Origin of the sequence: Collinsella sp. TM10-22, from assembly GCF_003466125.1 — a bacterium.
Classification (GTDB): domain Bacteria; phylum Actinomycetota; class Coriobacteriia; order Coriobacteriales; family Coriobacteriaceae; genus Collinsella.
Map to the genome: position 1 here is coordinate 93,020 of NZ_QSOC01000004.1, position 15,713 is coordinate 108,732.

Below are 15,713 nucleotides of genomic sequence, written 5' to 3' on the forward strand. Positions count from 1 at the left end.
GATGGCTGTTGGGATGCAGCCGAGTGCTATGATAGACGGGTTCTTTTGTCTATCTAGGAGGTTTTGCCTGATGGAGATCACCAAGGATATCCGCTACATCGGCGTCGACGACCACGACATCGACCTGTTCGAGGGCCAGTACGACGTGTCCGAGAACGGTATGGCATACAACAGCTACGTTATCTTGGGCGAAAAGATCGCTGTCGCCGATTCGGTCGACGCTGGCTTTGTCGACGAGTGGCTCGGCAACCTCGAGGCCGAGCTCGATGGCCGTACGCCCGACTACCTGGTCGTCCATCATATGGAGCCCGATCACTCCGCCGGCATTGCCGCCTTTATGGAGCGCTATCCCCAGGCACAGATCGTGGCAAGCATGGGCGCCTTCCGCATGATGGTCAACTTCTTTGGCACCGATTTCCCCGAGCGCAAGATGGTCGTCAAAGAGGGCGATGTGCTCGACCTGGGCGGCCACAGCCTAACGTTTGTTGGCGCCCCCAACGTTCACTGGCCCGAGGTGCTCTTCTCCTACGAGGCCACCGACAAGGTGCTCTTTAGTGCCGACGGCTTTGGCAAGTTTGGCGCCAACGACATCGAGGATCCTGAGGGCTGGGCCTGCGAGGCGCGCCGTTACTACTTTGGCATCGTGGGAAAGTTCGGCAAGTTTGTGCAGGCCGTGCTCAAGAAGGCCGCCGATCTGGACATTCAGATTATCTGCCCGCTTCACGGCCCCGTGCTGACCGAGAACCTGGGTTATTACCTCGACACCTACAACATCTGGTCGAGCTATCAGCCCGAGGACGACGGCATCACGATTGCCTACGCGAGCGTGTACGGCCATCTGAAGGTCGCCGTTGAGGAACTCGCATCCGCGCTTGAGGCTCGCGGCCAGAAGGTTTCCGTCTTTGATCTGGCTCGCGACGACATGGCCGAGGCCGTTGAGGATGCGTTCCGCTATGACCGTCTGGTACTCGCTTCCATCACCTATCAGGGCGAGATCTTCCCGTTTATGAGCACCTTCATCCACACGCTCGCCGAGCATGCCTACCAGAATCGCACGGTGGCGCTTGTCGAGGCCGGCTCTTGGGCGCCCGCTGCTGCCAAGGTTATGACCAAGGAGCTCGAGGGCATGAAGGACATCACCCTGACGCAGAACAAGGTGACCGTCCTAGGCTCGCTCAACGACACCTCGCGCGCCCAGATCGAAGCCCTCGCCGACGAGCTTTCCAAATAGCGATATTTCGCTTTTAACGCTCAAACCACCACAAAGGGGACAGGCACCTTTGTGGTGGTTTTTGTTTACACGCTGGCGATGATGAGGTTCGGGCGTTCGTCATCGGCAATCTCGGCGATTGAGGTGGCAACGGCATGGTCGGGGTCGCAATCCATCATGACGGTGTCGACATCGGTCAGTTCGGCAAAGCGATACATGCCGCGTCCGTTGACCTTGCTGGCGTCCATGAGGGCGGCGCTTTGACGGGCTGCGGCGATCATGGCCGTTTTGGTCTCGGCCATCTGAGGAAAGTCAGTCGTAAAGCCGCAGCGGGGGACAAAGGCGCCGGGGCATATGACGGCAAGGTCTGCGTGAACCGTTTGAAGTGCCTGCATGGTGAGCGGGCCATATAGATAGCGATGGCCTTTGCGCAGTGCCCCTCCCAGCATGACGACATCAACCGAGGGCATGCTTTCGTCGATGTAATCGGCAATGGTGATGTCGGCCGTGATGACGGTGATGCCGTCGCGCTGATCGAGGAGCCGGACAAACTCGAGTGCCGTGGTGCCCGAGTCGACGAGCAGGGTGTCACCGTTGCCGACGAGTTCAATGGCACTTTGTGCGATAGCCTGCTTGGCGGCGACATTGATGTTTATGCGGCGATCTTGCGTGGAGACAGTTAGGCGTTTGTGGAGCGACACGGCGCCGCCATGCGTGCGACGCAGCTTGCCGGATTCGGCGAGCGCGTCCAGGTCGGCGCGGGCGGTGACGGAGGATACGCCAAAGGTTTGGGCGATGTCTGCCACCTGAACGGAGGCGTTATGCTCGAGCATTTCCATGATGGCGGCGCGCCGCTCGTCGGCGAATGCTCGAGTTGTTACGTGGGCCATAGCTGCTCCATCCGCGTCTGAAATTTGCAGGAATTGTGTTGAGTCCATTTTCGTTCATTTTCTTTTTAAGTAAGAAAACACCTTTTGATTACTTATCTTTTCTATAAAAGAAAGACGATTCGCGTGAAAACTTCAGTGTCGGATAGAGAAATTTGGTCCGAATCCCTTCCGTTTGCTTTTCAAAAACGGGTGTCCTGACCTGCGTGCCGGTGATATCTCATACATGTAACACGAACGATTTCCATACAATGGGGGCAGCAAAACGCAAGGTAAAACGCCTTGCGGACACGTACGCCCGATGTCCAGATGCGGGCGAGGGAGAGGAGCAAACGCTCATGGCACTTGTTACCACCGAAAAGATGCTCAAGGACGCTCAGGCCGGCCACTACGCCGTCGGCGCGTTCAACGTCGAGAACCTCGAGTTTGTTATGGCCGTTCTGGCTGCTGCCGAGGAGACCAAGTCCCCCGTCATCATGCAGACCACCCCGGGCACCATCAAGACCGCTGGTCTGGACTACTTCTACGGCATGGTCAAGGCTGCCGCCGAGCGCGCTTCCGTGCCCGTTGCCCTGCACCTCGATCACGGCGATGGCTATGACCGCTGCATGCAGGCTTTCCGCACGGGCTACACCTCCGTCATGATCGACGGTTCGCACGAGTCCTTCGAGGACAACATTGCCCTGACCAAGTCCGTCGCCGACGCTGGCCGCGCTATGGGCGTGCCCGTCGAGGCTGAGCTTGGCAAGGTTGGCGGCAAGGAGGACGACGGCCCCGCGGTTGAGGGTGAGAGCCCCTACACCGATCCGGCCGAGGCCAAGGAGTTCGTCGAGCGCACTGGCTGCACCTCCCTCGCTATTGGTGTTGGCACCAGCCACGGCGTGTACACGAGCGATCCGCACATCGAGCAGTCCGTGGTCAAGGCCATCCGCGACGCCGTCGACGTGCCGCTGGTTCTGCATGGCACCTCCGGTGTGCCCGATGAGCAGGTTGCCGAGGCTGTGAAGAACGGCATCTGCAAGGTTAACTACGCTACCGAGCTGCGTCAGGCCTACACCAAGGGCTTCATGGCCTACATGGCCGAGAACCCCGCCTGCTTCGATCCTAAGAAGCCGGCCAAGGAGGGCATGCGTGAGATCACCGAGCTGGTTAAGATTCGCATGACCAACCTCAACTCTGTGGGCAAGGCGGAGTAACAGCAAGGGTACTCCGACTCGCTACATATCCCGGGGAGGGACGAGGGCTTAGCTCCCCAATCGTCCTCGGGCATGCAAAAAGCCTCGCTGCGCACTTCGTGCGGCGAGGCTTTTTGCCCCCTGCGGAAAGATTGGGGAGCTAAGCCCTCGTCCCTCCCAGGTTAACCTACTCGAGGTCGTCGCCCTTGTGGCGTTGGGCGGAAAATTGGAGCGTTAGGGCTACTTTGTTGATGGGGGCTAGTATGCCCGGGCTTGGTTGGGGAAGGTTTTGTCTAGGGATGCTTGGAGCTTTTCGAACGATGCTTGCAAGTTGAGATTCTGATTGGTTGAGCGTTTGGCTTTTGTGGTGGGGGAGTCGAGGAGACCGTCTTTCTGTGTCGGGGGGAAGGAGAAAAGGTTTGCATATTTTAGGGATGGCTGCTGTGCTGCGTCATTGGAAGAATGCATGCTTATGCGGCCTCCTCGATGTCCACCAATAGATTGCGCTCGGGGTATGCTGCTAGGTCCCGTGCGTTGGCAGTATTATGCCGCGGCCGTCGCAAAGAAGCGCTAAAGAAAGGCTTAATGAGGTTTGGCGTTACGATGAAACCGCAGGTCAGAGGTATCGAGTAACACTCTTGAAAGGTTTTGGGCTTAAGGGCTTTCTAAGGTTTGTGACGTGGATGTGGCTCGCCTGTGTGGGGTGTGTGGACGGCTCGTTCCTAGCGCTGCGGCTCTGCGGCGCGCACCCGCTCGATGACCTTTTCCATCGTGGCGTCGATGCGGTCTTTTTTGAGATCGCATTCCCAGATGGTTATGGACGTCCAGCCCATTTGAGTGAGTGCTGCCACGGCAGCGCGGTCGCGCTCGACGTTGCGACGGAACTTTGCCTCCCAAAACTCAACATTGCGTTTTGGCTGGCTCGGATTGCACTTAGGGCAGCGATGCCAAAAGCAACCGTTGACAAAGATGGCGATCTTGCGGCCGGGGAAGGCGATGTCGGGCTTGCCGGGAACCTTCCATTCCAAGCGATAACCCGTAAGGCCCGCTGCGCGCAGGCGCTGGCGAACGAGCAGCTCGGGTTTGGTGTTTGCACGCTTGTTGCCCTTCATGGACTTTTTGATGGCAGCGCGACGGCGCACCAGTTCGCGCTCGTCGGCGGAAAGGTCCGAGGTATCGATGCCGTCGAGCAGACCTGGTTTGGGGCGTTTTTTGCTACGGCGCTTAGGTGCGCGCTTGGGTTTGGTGGCGGGTTTATCGGCTGTGTTGGGCGCGGCGTTATCGGCGGAGCTTGCCTCAAGCCGATCTTCCTTCAACTCAATCAGAGCATCGATAAGCCCTTTGTCGGCGGGCATCCACTCAACCGTGGCAAGCGAGGTGCGCGGAATCCAGCGGATATCGAGCTGGCGGTCGTGCTTCTGAGGCTCATCGGATTCATCGGCGAGCGAGCAGTAGTAGCACTCCATGGAGAGATGAAAATCGGGGTAGTCATACTCAACGGTATAGAAATCACGCAGGTTGGTGACTTTGACCTGCAGCTCTTCCATAAGTTCGCGTCGCACGGCGTCTTCGGGCGACTCGCCGCGCATGAGCTTGCCACCGGGAAACTCCCAAAGTCCCTGCATGTTGCCATAGCCGCGCTGCACGGCAAGCAGCTCATCGGATCCTTCCTTGCGAATGATCCCAGCGGCAACATGAACAGTCTTCAACAGGAGTCCTCTCTCAACATCATTACATGACGGGGTAGTCTTTTTGGGACGGGGCTTTTTTAGCTGCCCTATGTCAAATGCGCCCTCATGCCTCAAAAGCTTCGGATGGGGCAGCTAAAAAAGCCCCGTCCCAAAAAGACTACCCTTACCTTACGCAACGGTAAGGCAAGCGTAAGCCATATCGATGGTAGCCGACTCGGCTCCTTGCGACTATAGATGCCGTAGACTAATCGCAAGAAAGGACTCGGTATGCAAACCACGCAAACGGCAACCCCGGTACTGGAGGTCGCGCATCTCGAAAAGGTATATGGAGCGCTGGGCAACGTGACCCGCGCGCTCAACGACGTCAGCTTTACCGTCAACCGTGGCGAATTCGTCGGCATCATGGGCGCCTCGGGCTCGGGCAAGTCGACGCTGCTCAACTGCGTGTCGACCATCGATAGCGCCACGAGTGGCACCATCCGCATTAACGGCCAGGACGTGACGCGCATGAAGCAGGCCAAGCTTTCGCAGTTCCGCCGCGAGGAGCTTGGCTTTATCTTCCAGGACTCCAACCTGCTCGATACGCTCACGGCGCGCGAGAACATCGCCCTGCCGCTCACCATCGCCCGTATGAACTCGGCGGAGATCTCGACCCGCGTGCAGGATGTGGCTGCGCGCCTGTCCATCAGCCAAGTGCTCGACAAGTACCCCTACCAGATGTCCGGCGGCCAGCAGCAGCGCGTTGCCGCCTGCCGCGCGCTCGTCACCGACCCCACCATGATCATGGCCGACGAGCCCACCGGCGCCCTCGACTCCAAGAGCGCCCGCCTGCTGCTCGAGAGCCTGGAGGCCCTCAATCGCCGCCTGCGCGCCACCGTGCTCATGGTCACGCATGACAGCTTTGCCGCCAGCTACACGAGCCGCGTGTTGTTTATCCGCGACGGCAAGATCTTCACAGAGCTGCGTCGCGGCGACACCGACCGCCGAGAGTTCTTCGACCGCATTATGGAGGTCGTTGCCATGATGGGCGGTGAGGGCTCCGATGCTCTGTAAACTCGCTTGGGGCAACGTCCGCCGCGCCGGCCGCGACTACCTCGTCTACCTTTTGACGCTCACCCTGGGCGTCACGGTCTTCTATGCCTTTAACACCATCTCGATGCAGGTCGACATCGCCGGAATTGATGAAGAGGGCTTGGCGCAGGTTATGGGCAGTATGCTCGGCGACCTGACGTACTTTTTGGCCGGTGTCATGGCCTTTTTGATGGTGTACGCCAATAACTTCATCATGAAACGCCGCAAAAAGGAGTTTGGCCTGTACCAGGTGCTCGGCATGGGGCGCGGGCGCGTCGCCACGATCATGGCGCTCGAGACCGTGATCGTTTCGGTCGGCGCCTTCGTCGCTGGCATTATGCTGGGTGTGGGGCTCTCCCAGCTCATGACGTTCTTTACCGCCTCGCTCTTTAAGACGCAGATCGCTAATTTCCACTTCTTTTTCTCGGTGCATGCGTTCAACCTGACCCTTGCCTGTATGCTCGTAATGTTTGTGCTCACGCTACTGCTGAACCTCCGCGCCGTGCGTCGTACCAAACTCATCGAGCTTATGGGTGCCGAGCGTCGCAACGAGACCATCAAGACACGCAACCCCTGGATCGCGATTGCCATCTTTGCCGTGGGCGTGGTGCTGGTGGGCGTGGCCTATTACCGCCTGTTGCGCGATGGGTTCCCGCTCACCGCGACGGAGGGTAAGCTGCAGGAGGCCATGAATCAGTTTGGTATCACCACGGCCATGGTTACGGTGGGCACCTTTGCCCTGTTCTGGGGTCTTTCGGGCATGCTCATCAAACTGCTGCAGAGCCTGCGCAGCGTGTATTGGCGCGGCCTCAATATGTTTACCGTGCGTCAGCTTTCGGCCAAGGTCAATACGGTGTGCTTTTCGATGGGCGTCATCGCAATGATCTTGTTCTTGGCCATTACCTCGGTGACGTGCGGTATGTCGATTGCCAATGTGATGAACGAAAACCTGGAGCGCTATAGCCCTGTTGACGTGTCTCAGACGTATGTCTATTACACGCCCGATACGCTCGACTACTACAAAGAGTACGTCAATCCGTCTGAGGCCGATCGCATGGTGCTGGCCGATAGTACGGTCGATTTGTACTCCGCATGGCACGGCGATCCATGGCACGGCGATCGTAAGGACAAGTCGGCGGACAACAACGACGAGACCGGCAAGAAGGTCAATATCGCCGATGTTGCCGGTGAACATGTGCAGATCGATTCGTATCTGAGTTACCCGCTTGGCGGCTCGAATCCTTCGGTGATCCCAAGTGAGATGTGCAAGACCATGGGCGAAAAGCTCCCCAAGGCGTTCGAGGGCAGCAACGCCGACATGACAGGCCTGTCTGTGACGCCGGCAAGTCAGTACAACAAATTGCGCCAGATGATGGGCGAGGAGCCGGTGAGCATTGGCCGCGACCAGTACTTGCTTACGTGTGATATGGGCGGTGAGCTGGTCGACCTGTACACCAAGTATATGGCTGGCGGCCATGCCCTTACCTTGGGCGGGCATACGCTCAAGCCCGCAACCGATAAGTCGGACGAGGACACGGCGGCCATCGCCAACTCGGCGATGGGCAGTAACGGGGGTACCGTCGTCGTTGCCGACGAGCTGTTGTCCCAACTCAATCTGCAGCCGTATTCCAGTAGCCTGCTCGTTAACTACAAACAGGGGATGGATACGACCGAGGCAGACGAGAGTATTAAATACACTGTGCTCGACAATCTGCTCGTTGACGGCAAGGAGCCGGGATCGTGGGGAATCTTCGTCACACGCTCCGAGATGTACGCGCAAGCAGCGCAAATGAACGGTCTTATTAGCTACCTAGCCATCTACATCGGCTTTGTATTGGTCGTTGCATGCGCGGCGATTCTGTCGATCCAGCAACTCTCCAACGTGGCCGACGGCAGCCGCAGCTATCGTGTGCTGGCACAGATCGGCTGCGACGACCGCCAGATTCGCCATTCGGTGATGGCGCAGCAAGCGGTATTCTTCCTGTTCCCGCTGGCAGTGGGCTTGGCGCACTCCTTTGTGGCGCTCAAGGTGATCATCGAGCTGGTGAGCATATTCGGAAATATGAGCATCGGCGGCACCGTGGGCCTCACCTGCGCGATCTTCCTGGCGGCGTACGGTGGCTACTTCCTGGTGACGTACCTCATGAGCGCCGGCATGGTACAGGCTGCCATCGCCACCCGCTACAGCGAGTAACTCGTTCAGCTTGGAATTATCGTAGGTTGAGCATAGGTCAGCGAAAACGCCCCTAAGCGAGCAAGGTGACGTGAAAGAGGAGGGAAGCGTACTTCGGTACGCGACCGACGATTGAACGTCAGATTGCCGCTTAGGGGCGTTTGCAGCGTCGAGCCGTTACGCGGTTTGGTAAAACCGCGTAACTTCATCGTAGAAGCACGCTTGCGGGCGGCGGATGCTCGTCTCCTGTCGCCCGCTCACCGAGGCCCGGCAATTGCCTTAATATCTTAAGGACCTCGATTTGTCCAAGACTGAGCGAAGGAGCTCATCATGAGCGACGGAAAGAAAAAGCTTTCCTTCCTGACGGTCATCTCGACCATCATCTGCGTCGTCTTCGTTTGCGAGGCCGCCGCACCTGCTGCTGCCATTGGCAACCAGCAGTTCTTCTGGTGGATCTTCCTGATTCTGACCTTCCTGCTCCCTTACGGCATGGTCGTTGCCGAGCTCGGCACTACCTATGACGGTGAGGGTGGCATTTACGACTGGGTACGCGATGGCCTGGGCGACAAGTGGGGCGCCCGCATTTCGTACTACTACTGGGTTAACTACCCGCTGTGGATTGCCTCGCTGGCTACCATGTTCCCCGACATTTTGGGTATGGTCTTTGGCGTCGAGTTCAACTTGATCGCCAAGATGGGTATCGATCTTGCCTTTGTGTGGATCGTCTACCTCATGGGCCGCTCCAAGGCGTCCGACTCCGAGTGGGTCCTTAACGGTGGCGCCATCATCAAGGTCGCCGTCGCGGTTATCGTTGGCGCTCTGGGCATTTGGTATGCCATGGAGAACGGTTTTGCGAACGACATGTCCGCTGCCACCTTCCTGCCCGAGCTCACCAACACCAACGCTCTCGGTTACCTGTCGATCATCATCTTTAACTTCATGGGCTTCGAGGTCATCTGCACCATGACCGACGACATGGCCGATCCCGCTCGCGATATCCCCAAGGCTATCATCGTCGGTGGCCTGTCCATCGCTGTGATCTACCTGTTCGCTGGCTTTGGCATCGGCGCTGCTGTGCCGGCCGATTCCATCGACCCCGACTATGGCATGATTGTCGCAGTCCAGACCATGGTGGGCGACTCCATGATCTTTAAGGTCATCTGCATCGCCTTCCTGATCACCCTGTTCGCCAACATGGCCGCTTGGTCCTTCGGCGTTAACTCCGTTGCTCGCTACGCTGCCGAGCACGGCAACATGCCCAAGGTCTTCGCCTCGATGATCTCTGACGACGATATGCCCAACGGCGCCAACCTGGTCAACGCTATCGTTGCCTCCTTGGTGTTGTGCCTGCAGCTGGTTCCCATCGACGCCATCTCCAACGGTGTCTTCTGGATGCTCTTTGGCACCTCCGTCGTCTTCCTGCTGCTCACCTACATCCCGATGTTCCCGGCGTTCCTCAACCTTCGTAAGAACGACCCGAACCGTGAGCGCATCTTCACGTTCCCGTTTAAGGGCGCCATGATGAAGGTTATGCTGGCCATCCCCTGCATCGAGCTGATCCTGGCCATCGTTGCAACGCTGGCTCCGTTCTCCGTCGATGAAATTGGCGACAAGGTCCCGATGATCGTTATCTTCATCGTGCTCGTGCTCATCGGCGAGATCGTCCGCGTCGTCAGCGCCAAGGGCCGCGAGACCGAGTACAAGGGTCTCACCCCCGAGCTGGCTGCTCAGCGTCTCGCTGAGGAGGCCGCCGAGGCCGAGGAGGACTAGAGCACCCGGATTCGGGGCTCCAACCCTCCTCGCGTACCAAAGTACGCTTCGTCGGGCCTGTCGCTCCCGACTCCGGGCACGCCAGCCTCTTCGGGGGCGTGCCCAAAGCGACAAATTTGCTCACTATTTCCTGGGACGGGTGCGAGCGATAGCTCCGGTAACCACCGCCCACCCCAATCTCTCTTCCGTATCCTTCGTGCGTTTTGTCTCCACGCACTTGGCTACGTCGTCGCTCGCCGGTGCGACTCCGTGAAAACCGGCGCCGGGCGCCCCGACCTTTGCCGGGGGACGGGCGCCCACTATCTCTTGGTTTTAGGCCGCGGGTAACCCGCCCGCGGCAAGCGATCGTTCGATTTGGAGGAAATCTTATGCGTACGATCACCGAGTCCGAGTCCACTCCCAAGGCCGACGGCTTCTTCATGCCCGCTGAGTTTGCCCCGCAGGATCGCGTGTGGATGGGCTGGCCCCACCGCACCGACACCTGGGCCCACGGCGCCAAGCCGGCTCAGAAGCAGTATGCCGCCATCGCCCGCGCCATCGCCGAGTTCACCCCGGTCACCATGTGCGCCAATCAGGCCGACTACGCCAACTGCAAGGCCGTCTTCGAGAATGACGAGAACGTCACCGTTATCGAGATGACCACCGACGACGCTTGGTTCCGCGATACCGCCGCCACCTACGTCATCAACGGCAAGGGCGAGAAGCGTGCCAACCACTGGCACTTCAACGCCTACGGCGGTCTCGTCGACGGCCTTTATTTCCCGTGGGACAAGGACGAGCAGATCGCCCTCAAGATGGCCGAGCTCTCCGGCTGCCGCCGCTATCGTCCCGATGACATGATCCTCGAGGGCGGCTCCATCACCGTCGACGGCGAGGGCACCCTTGTCGTGACCGACCAGTGCCTGCTTTCCCCGGGCCGCACCTGCTCTGCGGTTCTGGAGGAGGAAGAGGATCCCGAGTCCATCTGGCCCAAGTACCACAAGAAGTTCGAGCCCTGGAGCGAGGAGCTTCGCGTCTACATGGACGAGCACCTCAAGGACTACCTGGGTGTCGAGAAGGTCATCTGGGTCAAGGAGGGCATCGACCCCGAGGAGACCAACGGCCACATCGACGACGTCGCCACGTTCATCGCCCCGGGCGTCATGGCCTGCATCTGGACCGACGATCCCGAGTATCCGTTCTACGAGCAGTGCCACGCCGCCTACGAGACCCTCTCCAACGCCGTCGACGCCAAGGGCCGCAAGATGAAGGTCTACAAGCTCTGCATGCCCGTGAACCCGCTGTTCATGGACCAGGCCTCCTGCGACACCATCGACGCCGACGAGAACGCCGAGCCGCGCGTCCCCGACGAGCCGCTGATCGCCTCTTACATGAACTACCTGGTCACCAACCACGGCGTCATCGTCCCGCAGTACGGCGACGAGAACGACCAGCTGGCCGTTGACACGCTCCAGAAGATCTACGACGAGGTCTGGGGCGAGGGCGTCTACAAGTGCGTCGGCGTTCAGTCCGAGCAGGTCGTCTTCGGTGGTGGAAATATCCACTGCATTACCCAGCAGGAGCCGTCGGCGTAACTCAGGCACGCCACCTTGGCGTTCACTCGTTGCTTACGTAGCGTCAGTACGCTACGCTCCTCGTTCGCGCCAATCTGGCGCACCTGAGCACGCCGAGTAAACGTCTGGCTTTCCGAGGCACCCCATCTCGCCGCTCAAACCGTCGCTCGCGTACCAAAGTACGCTTCGCTCCTCTTTCGCGGCGACCTCGGGCACCTCGAAAACCCAGTCGATCAATCGGACAGGTGGCGTGTCATCCCATCTCGGGGCATTGACGGGCTGCTGCTTGATGTCTTGGTCGGTTGGGTTTTCTTTGGGCACTCCGTTGCCTCCACATCGGAGTGCCTTTTTTCTTTGATTGAATACGCGTCTGGCCTGGGATTTTTGCGGGTTAGGCCAATTGTTCGCTTGGATATCCTAGGTCAGACGCGTCTTCAATTGCCGAAAGTTCCCGGTCGCGAACGCGGCCGTTTTGATCGGAGTATCTATGTACCAGCGTATCGTCATCTACACGCGTCTGTTCCGCGAGCGTTGGTCCAACAACTGCATCCTCTCCTATCTTTGGGATGGCACCTGTACCGGTGACGCGGCCTGCAACCCTACCTTGGGCTGCGCCTTCGGTACAGATGCCATCCTTTTTGCTGTAGGGGGCGCGCGCCATGGCAGGTAAAAAGTTCTCCCTGATCGAGGTCATCCTTTCGGTTATCTGCGTCGTGTTTACCATCGAGGCGGCGGCTCCGGCATCTGCCATGGGCAACGTGCAGTTCTTCTGGTGGATCTTCCTTATCATTACGTTTTTGCTTCCCTATGGTCTGGTGGTGGCCGAGCTGGGTACGGCGTTTGATTCCGAGGGCGGCCTGTACGATTGGGTTCGCTTGGGTCTGGGCGACCGTTGGGGCGCCCGTTGCTCTTGGTGCTACTGGGTTAACTTTCCGCTGTGGGTGGCAAGTATCGCCTGCATGTTCCCCAGTGTCATTAATGCGGTGTGGGGTATCGAGTTTTCACTCGGGATCCGAATTGCCATCGAGATTGCCTTTGTGTGGGGCGTCACGGTCATGGCAATGCAGCCGGTGGCCGAGGCAGATTGGGTCATGGACGGCGGCGCCGTCATCAAGGTGCTCATTACCGCTGTGGTGGGAATCGTCGGCATTTGGTTTGCCTGCAATAACGGCTTTGCCAACGACATGTCATTTAAGACCTTCATTCCAGATCTGGGCGACACCAATTCGTTGACGTACCTATCGATTATCCTGTTCAACTTTATGGGCTTCGAAGTGGTCGCGACTTTTGCCAGCACGATGAAGAACCCGTCGCGCGATATCCCCAAGGCGGTTATTGCCGGTGGCGTGGCCATTGCGGCAATTTACATCATTTGCGGCATTGGCATTGGAGCCGCGGTTCCCACCGAGCAGCTTTCACTCGATTCGGGCATTGTGGACGCAGTCGCCGCTATGGTGGGGCGCACCCACCCGCTGACGATGGTCGTGGGCGTGGCCTTTTTGGTGACGCTGTTCGCCAATATGATCTGCTGGAGCTTTGGCGTCAACAACGTAGCGAGCTATGCCGCGCGCCATGGCAACATGCCGCGTCCCTTTGCGTTGGTGTCCAAAAAGACCGGCATGCCCAACGGCTCGGCGCTCATTAACGGCTGTTTTGCCAGCCTGGTGCTGCTGCTCCAGATTCCGCTGGGTGAGGGTTCCGACGTCTTTTGGGTCTTCTTCTCGATGAACGTCGTCTTTCTGCTCATGAGCTATATCCCGATGTTCCCAGCGTTTTGGCGCCTGCGCAAATACGACGATCGCCCGCGCGTGTTCCGCGCGCCCTTCGAGGGCAAGGTGCTTGCGGTGGCACTTGCGATTCCCGTGGTGGAGCTTGTGCTTTCGATTGTCGCTACGATTGTGCCGCTCAACAGCTCACCTGCCGAGATGGCAAAGTTGCCGATCCTCGTGGGCGTAGTGATTGGCCTGTTATTGGGCGAGGTTTCGCGCCTCATATCGTGCCGCGGCCGAAGCGTCGACAATCCCGGCGTTGGTGCACGGGGGTCAGGTTACTTTGCACCAAAACAGTAAGCGCCGCGAGTTGCGCAGCGCTTGGTGCATCTTGGATTACTGTTCGCGGTGCTCGGGATCGGAAACGAGCTTAGGCGCAAAGTAGGGGACGTGGCCCAGGTAGGGGCAGCCGTCCGAACGCTCCTCGACGACACAGGGGACGTCATTGTAGGTAAGTGAGTCGCTCAGGTGGACGATGGCCTTGGCGGCAGGGGCGACGAGTATTTTGAGCAGTGCGATAGGCGCCATGGCATCTCCTTTCCTGCATGCGACCCGTGTTTTAGCGCGAATGTGTACGCCGCAAGTCTAACATCCCGCCGCGGAGAGCTCCAAACCACCACAAAGGGGACAGGCACCTTTGTGGTGGATTTGGGGTTTGACCAGATAATACCTGTTATCGCTCCCAGGCAGTCGTCGGGGACGTTCTAAAACGGTTATAGGTTACTATCCAATAACGCCTCTGAACTGGGCTACTATTAGATTATGGAAAACACTACTGCAAGATTATGGCAAATGATACTGTCAGATTATGGCGTGTGCTGCTGTAGTCGTCGGGGGCCTGCCTTATGAGCGCCGGCATGGTGCGAACTGCCATCGCTGCCCGCTACAGCGAGTAGCAAGCGGGCAAAACCGCCTCAAAACCAGCGCGAACAACCGCCGCGAAGAGGATCGGACCCCTTTCGCGGCGTTTTTTTGCCTATCTGGAGCGCCTCAAAACCAAGTGAGTAGGCTTTTTTGGATCTGCCGAGCACATCACGACAAGTGCTCAATAAAACCGCAGGTCAGCGCTGTGGCGATTTGGGGTGTGCTCGGCCTCCTGCAAAAAGTCTACTCACTTGGTTTTGGCTGCTAGAAGACCGCCGCGAGGGAAGGCAACTTCCTCGCGGCGGTTGGCGTTTGCCCAGATAAAACCTGCCAAAATAAACCTGTCCCTTTTTGGCATGTCCCTTTTGGCGTGGCTGATTGGTTTGGGCTGTTTTGGAGAAAGCCATGAGGCGGCACTCAGGCTAATCCTGCGTGTCGCCTCCGTACATGTAGACGATAAAGCCGTCGCCGGTGTCTTGGCTGTGATCCTCCAGGATGCGCTTCATGTTGAGGTGCTCGTAGAACTGCCAGTCAGAGTTGCAGTCGCTCATCAGGAAGAATTTGGTGCAGCCTGTCTTGCCGAGCTCGGCGCGCGCAAGGTCGATGAGCGCGCGGCCGAGTCCCTTGCCCTGCCACTCGGGCACAATGATGATCAGGTTGAGCTGGCCCTGGGCATACTCATTGCCCGTGGCGGCAAAGCGGTCGGCCGTTGCCTTCTCACGGCTGTCGCCAAAGAGCGAGCCCTCGAGCTTGGCGTCGGCAGTCTTTGCCATCTCGGTTGCCTGGGCGAACATCTCGTCGTAGCAGGGTACCCACGTGGGGTTGGTACGCGGCTTGCCGTTCTCGAAGATGCCGATGCAGCAGGCGGCGATAATGCGGCCCTCGGCCTCGGCGACGAGTGCGATAGGGGAGCGCTGCAGCTGCATGGCGATGTTGAAGCGCGCGCAGAAATCGGCAGCTTCGACGTCGCCGCGGTTGCGTAGCGTGTTGCACCACAGCTGGTTGTAGATGGCGGCGATGCCGGTCAGGTCATCAAGCGTGGCGGCGCGCAGGGTTACGTTGTCAAGGCTCACGGAGGCTCCTTCCAGGTAGGGTCAGGCCACCTCTGAGTGTGACATGGGCGCACCGCCGCTGCAGCAACCATTCGGCAGACGAGCCCCGATCCTTCGGGGGCGGAGGAAAAGGGATCACGAGGATAGTCATTGGGGACGTTCTTAAACGACTAGTCAAACAAGAACGTCCCCAACGACTACCCCAAGGAATGTCCCAGACTGCCGGCAGGAAAGGAACGTCCCCAACTGCCGCATCTCCGCGGATATGAGACTGAGCCGAAGGCGTCGATGACATGCCGGGGGCGGACCGGGACGGGTTTAACGGCAGGCCCCGCCGACCGATTGCAAGCGGTCGGCGGGGCCATTGTGGCCCTTGACAGTGGATTGGGTCATATGAGCGAGCGGGTCGCATTTGAGACAAGGTGACGTGAAACGAAAGGGCGCTGACCTTCTGGTCGCGCCCTTGAAGTTGAACGTCAGATTGTCCAAATGCGGCCC

The 15,713-nt window shown here is 58.8% G+C and carries 12 protein-coding genes; 8 read left to right on the plus strand and 4 right to left on the minus strand.

The features are described from left to right. Nucleotides 1-70: 70 nt before the first annotated feature. Nucleotides 71-1,231, plus strand: a complete 1,161-nt coding sequence (locus DXD94_RS05235; protein ID WP_117763441.1) for an FprA family A-type flavoprotein — start codon at nt 71-73, stop codon at nt 1,229-1,231. A 65-nt stretch (nt 1,232-1,296) separates the two neighbouring features. On the opposite strand, the gene DXD94_RS05240 is transcribed toward DXD94_RS05235, so the two are convergent. Beyond that, a complete protein-coding gene (locus DXD94_RS05240) occupies nt 1,297-2,100 on the minus strand; it encodes a DeoR/GlpR family DNA-binding transcription regulator (protein WP_117763442.1) in 804 nt (267 codons plus the stop codon). Between the two features lie 335 nt (nt 2,101-2,435). Here DXD94_RS05240 and DXD94_RS05245 point away from each other — a divergent pair, with 335 nt between their 5' ends. Next, the gene (locus DXD94_RS05245; protein ID WP_022095149.1) at nt 2,436-3,293 is read left to right on the plus strand and encodes a class II fructose-bisphosphate aldolase; all 858 of its coding nucleotides are present in this window, start codon (nt 2,436-2,438) and stop codon (nt 3,291-3,293) included. A gap of 701 nt (nt 3,294-3,994) precedes the next feature. On the opposite strand, the gene vsr is transcribed toward DXD94_RS05245, so the two are convergent. Continuing rightward, complete coding sequence (gene vsr, locus DXD94_RS09805) at nt 3,995-4,981, minus strand: DNA mismatch endonuclease Vsr (protein WP_233540323.1); 987 nt, start codon at nt 4,979-4,981, stop codon at nt 3,995-3,997. A gap of 249 nt (nt 4,982-5,230) precedes the next feature. Between vsr and DXD94_RS05265 the strand changes: the two genes are divergently transcribed. From DXD94_RS05265 to DXD94_RS05295, 6 genes are all read left to right on the plus strand, one after another. Then, nucleotides 5,231-6,016, plus strand: coding sequence for an ABC transporter ATP-binding protein (locus tag DXD94_RS05265; protein WP_117735470.1), 786 nt, complete (start codon nt 5,231-5,233; stop codon nt 6,014-6,016). Beyond that, nucleotides 6,006-8,228, plus strand: coding sequence for an FtsX-like permease family protein (locus DXD94_RS05270; protein ID WP_117763444.1), 2,223 nt, complete (start codon nt 6,006-6,008; stop codon nt 8,226-8,228). The genes DXD94_RS05265 and DXD94_RS05270 overlap by 11 nt, the downstream gene beginning before the upstream one ends. A gap of 309 nt (nt 8,229-8,537) precedes the next feature. After that, nucleotides 8,538-9,977 (plus strand): APC family permease, encoded by a 1,440-nt coding sequence (locus tag DXD94_RS05275; protein WP_117763445.1) that lies wholly within the window; start codon nt 8,538-8,540, stop codon nt 9,975-9,977. Nucleotides 9,978-10,345: 368 nt separating this feature from the next. After that, the gene (locus DXD94_RS05280; protein WP_117763446.1) at nt 10,346-11,551 is read left to right on the plus strand and encodes an agmatine deiminase family protein; all 1,206 of its coding nucleotides are present in this window, start codon (nt 10,346-10,348) and stop codon (nt 11,549-11,551) included. 466 nt (nt 11,552-12,017) lie between these two features. Continuing rightward, complete coding sequence (locus DXD94_RS05290) at nt 12,018-12,200, plus strand: hypothetical protein (protein ID WP_117735735.1); 183 nt, start codon at nt 12,018-12,020, stop codon at nt 12,198-12,200. Continuing rightward, the gene (locus DXD94_RS05295; protein WP_117763447.1) at nt 12,190-13,599 is read left to right on the plus strand and encodes an APC family permease; all 1,410 of its coding nucleotides are present in this window, start codon (nt 12,190-12,192) and stop codon (nt 13,597-13,599) included. The genes DXD94_RS05290 and DXD94_RS05295 overlap by 11 nt, the downstream gene beginning before the upstream one ends. A gap of 36 nt (nt 13,600-13,635) precedes the next feature. On the opposite strand, the gene DXD94_RS05300 is transcribed toward DXD94_RS05295, so the two are convergent. Both DXD94_RS05300 and DXD94_RS05305 read right to left on the minus strand, forming a co-directional pair. Further along, on the minus strand, nt 13,636-13,827 hold the full coding sequence (locus DXD94_RS05300; protein WP_117743244.1) for a hypothetical protein: 192 nt from the start codon (nt 13,825-13,827) through the stop codon (nt 13,636-13,638). Between the two features lie 758 nt (nt 13,828-14,585). After that, nucleotides 14,586-15,236 carry a GNAT family N-acetyltransferase gene (locus tag DXD94_RS05305; protein ID WP_117735732.1) on the minus strand — a complete coding sequence of 217 codons (651 nt, stop codon included), beginning with the start codon at nt 15,234-15,236 and terminating at the stop codon, nt 14,586-14,588. Nucleotides 15,237-15,713 lie beyond the last annotated feature (477 nt).